The sequence below is a fragment of the Chrysiogenia bacterium genome, assembly GCA_020434085.1.
Taxonomy (GTDB): Bacteria; JAGRBM01; JAGRBM01; order JAGRBM01; family JAGRBM01; genus JAGRBM01.
The window spans coordinates 1-6,361 of the sequence record JAGRBM010000267.1 but is presented as its reverse complement, the minus strand read 5'-3'; the positions used below and the strand labels follow the sequence as shown (position 1 = coordinate 6,361).

The following is a 6,361-nucleotide window of genomic DNA, read 5'->3' as shown; positions in this document are numbered from 1 at the left end:
GGTTGTATTATCATTGGTTGTTCCCCGCTCTATGTCCCCAAGCACATGTTCCGGCTCGGCACCATCGCGGACATCAATGTCCACCTGGATATCTCACATATTGCGACCAACACGCTGGATCTCACCTTGATTCATCCCGATGGCACTCGCGTGGTGTTGAGTTCCGGAAATGGCGGGGTGGACTTCACGGGGACAATCTTCGATGACGAGGCGGGCACTTCGATCTCATCCGGGACCGCGCCCTTTATAGGCAGCTTTCAACCCGAGGAATCGCTGTCCACTCTCGACGGGAAGTCTGTCTGGGGTAACTGGCAACTCGAAATTGCGGGTGGTTCTGTCTTGCCTGGGACCCTCACGGGGTGGTCTCTTGAAATTGTGAGAGAATAATAGCTGTAGCCGCAAAAAAACCCGGCCAGGAGGCCGGGCTTTCGCGATTCGGGGTCTGCAGCACCTACTCGTCCTCGCCCTCGGCTTCGAGGAACTCACCGTAGGCATCTTCATCCATGAGGTCGTTGAGTTCGTCGGGATCGGTCAGATCGACGATGTAGAGCCACCCGTCGCCGTAGGGCTCGTCATTGATGACCGAGGGCGAGTCCGAGAGTTCCTCGTTGACCTCGATCACCGTGCCCGAGATCGGGCTGATGAGCTCTTCGGTGGCGTCGGCCGCTTCGATCTCGCCGACGCTGGTTTCGGCATCGATGCTCTCACCCTCTGTCGGCAGGGTGACGCCGGTAACCGAGCCCAGCAGTTCCTGACCGAAGTCGGTCAGGCCCACGCGAGCCACGTTGTCGTTTTCCAGTTCCACCCAGTAGTGCTGCGTGGAATACATCAGTCCTTCGCGGATTTCGGACATGGTGCTCTCTCTACTCGGGCCCGACGCGCCGGCCCTACCTGCTTTCTCGGCGCGAGGGGCAATGTGAAACCCCGGTGTGGTCTCTTCGGCCCGTGTTAACCGTGCGGGCAGTATGTTGTCAAGAATAAAACCCCAGAGATTTCAGGACTTTTCGCAAAAAAGCGGGGCCCGCCGCAACCGGCGGCTCGGGCCCCGAAATCGTGCGCAACTGCTCAGCCCCCAAGCTCACCCGAGAGCTCCTGGAGGCGCGCGACACGCTCGGCCGTGGCCGGGTGCGTGGAGAAGAGCTTGGCAAAGCTGCTCACGCCGCGGCCGCCCCGGAAGGGGTTGACGATGAACAGGTTCTCGGTCGTCTCCGCCCCGCGGAAGGCCTGCATGGCCGGGCCGCGTTCGAGTTTCTGCAGGGCGCTGGCCAGGCCGCCGGCCTCGCCGGCGATGCGCGCGCCGCGCTCATCGGCCGCGTATTCGCGCGAGCGCGAGATTGCCATCTGAATGACTCCCGCCGCAATGGGCGCCAGGATGAACATCATCAGCGCCGCCAGCGGGTTACCCCCCTCGCCGTCGCGGCGCCCGCCGCCGAAGAAGAGCGCGAGGTAGCCCAGATACGAGATCGCCGCCGCAATAGTGGCGGCGATGGTGGAGATCAGCGTGTCGCGGTGCTTGATGTGCGAGAGTTCGTGGGCGATCACGCCGGCGAGCTCACGCTTGTCGAGGATCCGCATGATGCCCGTCGTCACGGCGACCACGCCCTTGCTGGGGCTGCGTCCGGTGGCGAAGGCATTGGGGGTCTCGCTCGGAATCACGCAGATGCGCGGCTTGGGAATCCCGGCGCGCTCGGCGAGCTGGGCAACCAGCTCATGGAGGCCCGGCGCCTCTTCCTCGGAAACGGGCTTGGCCCGGTACATGGCCAGCACGATCTTGTCGGAGAACCAGTAGCTGAAAAAATTCATGGCCAGCGCCATGAAAAACGCCATGCGCACGCCCTGGGGGCCGGCAATGGCGTGGCCGGCCAGCATGAAGAGCGCCATGAGCGAGGCCATCAGAACACCGGTCTTGATCCAGTTCATTGAAAACTCCCGCGCGGGCCCGCCCTGACCTGTCACTTACAAAGGGGCCGCGACTTCAGGGTTAAACTTCTACACCCCTGCTGCCGGGTCAAGGCGCAGGCGATGAAGATTCATTAAGAAAGCGTGCCTTTGCACCGGTTGCGGGGCAACGCGGGATGCACGATCCAACGCACATATAAGATACGTCTTTGAATTGCTCTCATTTCGAGCGCAGCGAAGAATTGCGCCCCCGGAGGCCCGCGCCCAGTCGAGACCGATCCTTCGCTTTGCTCAGGATGGCAGGGTTACCGAAGTGACTGCTAGGAATTGAGCTGCAGGCTTCCGGTCAGCTCGGCGGCGCTCATGATCCCGGCGTCCTTGAGGCAGGTGCGCAGCTCCTTGACCAGGACGCTCATGGCGCGGGGATTGACGTAGTTGGCGGTGCCCACCTGCACGGCGCTGGCGCCGGCAACGAGAAACTCGCAGATGTCCTCGCCGCTGGTGATCCCACCGATGCCGACGATCGGGGTCCCGGGGCAGGCGCGATGGGCTTCGCTCACCATGCGCAGGGCCACGGGCTTGATCGCGGGACCTGAGAGCCCCCCGGTGTTGCGCGCGAGTATGGGGCGCCGCGCGCGCCAGTCGATGGCCATGCCGATGAGCGTGTTGATGCAACTGAGCGCGTCGGCCCCGCCCTCGGCGCAGGCTTTGGCGACGACCTTGATGTCGGTGACGTTGGGCGAGAGCTTGGCCCAGACGGGCTTGCTCGTCACTGCTTTTACTTTTTCAATGAGCGCGCGCGCGCCGTTTGGATCGACGCCAAAGGCGATGCCGCCCTTCTCGACGTTGGGGCACGAGAGATTCACTTCGAGCGCATCGACGCGTGCTTCCTTGTCGAGGATCTTCGCCAGCTCGACGTAGTCGGCCTCGCGCTCGTCGAAGATGCTCACGATGTAGGCGGTGTCGATTCCGTCCATGGCGCTCATGTGATCGGTGATGAAGGCATCGATGCCCACCGACTGGATGCCAATCGAGTTGAGCATGCCCGAAGCGGTCTCGACGATGCGCGGGGTGGGATTGCCCATACGCGGCTTTAGCGAGACGCTCTTGGCCACGATGCCTCCGACCTTGGCGGGGTCGAAGAATTTTTGGAGTTCGCCGCCGTAGCCCACGCAGCCCGAGGCGCCGAGCACCGGGTTCTTGAGCGTGAGGCCGCCGACTTTGACGCTGAGATCGGGACTGCTCACCACACGACCTCCGCTGCGTCAAAGACCGGACCTTTGGTGCAGGTCGGCACGTTCTTCTCCACGCCGTTCTTCTGCACTGTCACCACGCAGGCCAGGCAGATGCCCGTGGCGCAGGCCATTTTCTCTTCCAGGGATACCCGGCAATCCAGGCCGGCCTCGGCGCAGCGCCGGGCGATGTCGGCCATCATGGGATGCGGCCCGCAGACGTAGACGATGGGCTTTTTGCCCTTCGTCAGCTCGGGCAGTTGTTCGCCAAAAAGCTCGCCCACGCGGCCCTTGAATCCGCTTGAGCCATCGTCGGTCGCAATGTGTACGGGGATGTTTTCCTTGCGCAGCTCTTTGACCAGCAGCAGCTCGCCCTTGCTGCGCGCGCCCTGGAGGAAGAGTACCTTCTTGCCCTCACCGGCGAGCTGCTTGCCCAGCAGATACAGGGGCGGCACGCCCACGCCGCCGCCCACCAGCACAACCGGCCGGTCGCCGATTTCTTTTCGGTCGAAGCCGTTGCCGTAGGGCCCGTAGACCTGCAGCGCGTCGCCGGCGCGGGCGTGGGCGAGCTGCGCCGTGCCCTCGCCATAGATGCGGTAGCAGACATCCAGCACGCCCTTCTCGGGATCGTAGTCGAGGGCCGAGAGAGCGCGCGCCAGCAGCGGCGCGGTCACGCCTGCGACCGAGCGGACCATGAAGAACTGGCCGGGCTTTACCTTCTTGGGGGCTTTTTCCAGAAAAATGGAGCTGCGGTAGAGAGAGCCGATTACGCCCTGCTCGCCGGCGAGCCGCCGGGTCTTTTGAATCTGCGCGTTGGGACGAAAAATGCTCATGCGGGCCGGTAATTACCACGGGCGCGTGGGGCGGTAAAGAAACTGTAACAAACTGCGGACTCCTTGCCCGGGCGCGCACGCCGGACCTAGGCTGGAGCGCACATGGATGAAATCCGCCAGCATGAGCCCTCCACCCGGGCGTTGTTTGCCCTGACCCTTGCCGCGGCGGTGCTCCGGCTCGGCGGGCTCGGCGCAGACCTCTCCGTGGACGAGCTCTTCCGCGTTCTGTGGCTCACCCAGCCCGGCGCGGACTTTCTGCCCCAGGCGGCCGTGCGTTGCTCGGGCGCGGCGCTCACTGCCGCATGGATCAAGTCGGCATGGACGCTCTGGCAATCCCCCACGCTGCTGCGCCTGCCCTTCGCGCTGGCCGGTGTTGTGAGCGTCCCGCTTCTAGCGCTCATCGTCGCCCGCATTTCAAAGAGCGCCCGCACCGGCCTGATCGCCGGATGGCTGCTGGCGCTCTCGCCCTTTCACATTCTCTACTCCCATCAGGCCGAGGAATACGTGCTGGCAACGCTCATCGCGCTGCTGGGGCTCGAGCTGGTGCGCGCGCTCATCGAAACGCCGGAGCGTGCTGCCTCGCTGGCGCCCGGCATTGCGCTTCTTGAACTCTTCGGCCTGCTGCTGGGGGGCTACTGGACGCTCCCCTTTTTCCTCGCCATGGCGCTGGGGATTCTCTGGACGCTGCGCGCCCGGCTGGAACTGCCCGACTGGCTTGCGCTGGGTCTGGCGCAGCTCCCGATGCTTGCCGCCGTCATGGTCGTCCTGCCGCCGCTTCTCGATCCGGCCGCCCGCGCCATGCACGGGGTGCTCTCGGCGGATCTGGTGGTCCAGCGCCCCGGCGCGGCACTGCTGGGCACCTTCTTTGCCGTCGACTCCCTGCTGCGCGCCCCCGCCCTGCCCACGTGGGTATTCGCGTTGGAGACGAGCGCCGCGCTCTTACTGCTGGCCGGCCTGGCCTTTGGCGCGCGCAGGCTGTGGCGGTTTGAAGCGACGCTCCCGCTGGCCATTGCTGGTGCTTTGGGCCCGCTCCTCATGGCCATCGCCCTGCTGGCCGCCGGGCGGCCGCCGGTCTTCTACGCCCGCGGGTACGCGGCCTTTGTTCCCATCCTGCTGCTGCTGGCGGCAGCAGCCTTCGAGAGCCTGCCGCGCCGCGCGGCGCTGGCAGTGGGCGCCGCCGGGGGGCTGCTGGTCTGCGCGTTTTTTGCCGTGGTCTTTTCCAGCGAGTTCCGCAGCGCCTTCAGCATCCGCGCCCTTCAAACGCGCGCCGTTGCCTCGCTGCCCGAGGACACCACCCTTCGCATGCACCCCGAGGAGTTTGCATCCGTCGCGGCGTTCTACGGAAGCGAGCTTCCCGTCACCTGGCGCGGCATCACACGGGATCCGCCCGCAACGGCCGCCGCCTGGGCCGCACTGGCCGAGCCCGCGAGCGACGCGCAGCTAAACGACTGGTCCGCCCGCATCGAGGATGCGGGAGACTGCGCCTTCATCTACGAGCCTATCCTCCATCGACGCGACCCGCGCGGCGGCCTCTCAGCGCGCCTGCGGGCCGCGGGTTATCGGGAAAGATACTTCGAGAACGGGGTTTCGGTGCTCTGCCCGGAATGAGGAAGGCTTCTAGCTCGAACTCGGCCTGAGCCCACGGCGGCGCAGCCACTTGTAGAACTCCATCCCTGCGAAGACGGTCAATGCCCAACCCAGCAGCTCGGCCCAGTGGATGAGCGAGACCGGCTCGAGATGCAGGATGTCGTTAAGGCCCGGCACGAATGCCGCGCCAATGTGAATGAGTTGCGCCAGGACCGTCCCGCCCAGAAGCAGCGGGTTGCGCCAGGGATTCTGCGTGAGGCCCGATCGAAGCTCCGAGCGCGCGTTGCCAACCATGATGTTCTCAAAAAGGACCAGAAGCAGCAGAACGCTGTTGCGGGCTGAATCGATGTCCCAGCCCTGCCGCACGAACCACTGAAAGTGTCCGAAAGAGACACCGCCCACAATGACTGCCGAGAGCAGGCAGCGCTCGATCATCACCTTGTTGAAAATCGGCTCACGCGGCGGACGCGGCGCAATGCGCAGTTCGTCGCCCTCTCCGGGCTCGAAGGCCAGTGCCACGTCCTGAATGCCATTGGTTACGAGATTGAGCCAGAGGAGCTGCACCGCAAAGAGCGGGGGCGGCAGGCCGGCGATCATGCTCAGCACGAAGAGCACGATCTCCGCACCGCCCGTGGCAATGAGCAGGTAGATCACCTTGCGGATGTTGCTGTATGCAATGCGTCCTTCCTCAACGCCGCCGACGATGGAGGCGAAGTTGTCGTCGGTGAGAATCAGCTCGGCGGTCTCGCGGGCGACGTCGGTCCCGCGCCTTCCCATGGCAACTGAAACATTGGCGGCCCGCATCGCCGG

At 64.8% G+C, this 6,361-nt stretch carries 7 protein-coding genes; 2 read left to right on the top strand and 5 right to left on the bottom strand.

The features are described from left to right. A partial coding sequence (locus tag KDH09_09045) for a proprotein convertase P-domain-containing protein (GenBank protein ID MCB0219826.1) occupies positions 1-387 on the top strand: 387 nt, incomplete at its 5' end. A gap of 64 nt (positions 388-451) precedes the next feature. Here KDH09_09045 and gcvH read toward each other — a convergent pair. The 4 genes from gcvH to KDH09_09025 form a co-directional block, all read right to left on the bottom strand. Beyond that, positions 452-853, bottom strand: a complete 402-nt coding sequence (gene gcvH / locus KDH09_09040) for a glycine cleavage system protein GcvH (protein ID MCB0219825.1) — start codon at positions 851-853, stop codon at positions 452-454. A gap of 212 nt (positions 854-1,065) precedes the next feature. Further along, positions 1,066-1,920, bottom strand: coding sequence for a zinc metalloprotease HtpX (locus tag KDH09_09035; GenBank protein MCB0219824.1), 855 nt, complete (start codon positions 1,918-1,920; stop codon positions 1,066-1,068). Positions 1,921-2,219: 299 nt separating this feature from the next. Next, positions 2,220-3,146, bottom strand: a complete 927-nt coding sequence (locus KDH09_09030) for a dihydroorotate dehydrogenase (GenBank protein ID MCB0219823.1) — start codon at positions 3,144-3,146, stop codon at positions 2,220-2,222. After that, positions 3,143-3,964 carry a dihydroorotate dehydrogenase electron transfer subunit gene (locus tag KDH09_09025; GenBank protein ID MCB0219822.1) on the bottom strand — a complete coding sequence of 274 codons (822 nt, stop codon included), beginning with the start codon at positions 3,962-3,964 and terminating at the stop codon, positions 3,143-3,145. The genes KDH09_09030 and KDH09_09025 overlap by 4 nt, the downstream gene beginning before the upstream one ends. A 102-nt stretch (positions 3,965-4,066) precedes the next feature. Between KDH09_09025 and KDH09_09020 the strand changes: the two genes are divergently transcribed. Continuing rightward, positions 4,067-5,572 carry a hypothetical protein gene (locus KDH09_09020; GenBank protein MCB0219821.1) on the top strand — a complete coding sequence of 502 codons (1,506 nt, stop codon included), beginning with the start codon at positions 4,067-4,069 and terminating at the stop codon, positions 5,570-5,572. 9 nt (positions 5,573-5,581) lie between these two features. Here KDH09_09020 and KDH09_09015 read toward each other — a convergent pair. Beyond that, a partial coding sequence (locus tag KDH09_09015; protein ID MCB0219820.1) for a cation transporting ATPase C-terminal domain-containing protein occupies positions 5,582-6,361 on the bottom strand: 780 nt, incomplete at its 5' end.

Excerpts from the sequence above, each read along its gene's own strand:
- KDH09_09035 (MCB0219824.1), bottom strand. The coding sequence starts at position 1,920 with ATGAACTGGATCAAGACCGGTGTTCTGATGGCCTCGCTCATGGCGCTC.
- KDH09_09025 (MCB0219822.1), bottom strand. The coding sequence starts at position 3,964 with ATGAGCATTTTTCGTCCCAACGCGCAGATTCAAAAGACCCGGCGGCTC.
- KDH09_09020 (MCB0219821.1), top strand. The coding sequence starts at position 4,067 with ATGGATGAAATCCGCCAGCATGAGCCCTCCACCCGGGCGTTGTTTGCC.
- gcvH (MCB0219825.1), bottom strand. The coding sequence starts at position 853 with ATGTCCGAAATCCGCGAAGGACTGATGTATTCCACGCAGCACTACTGG.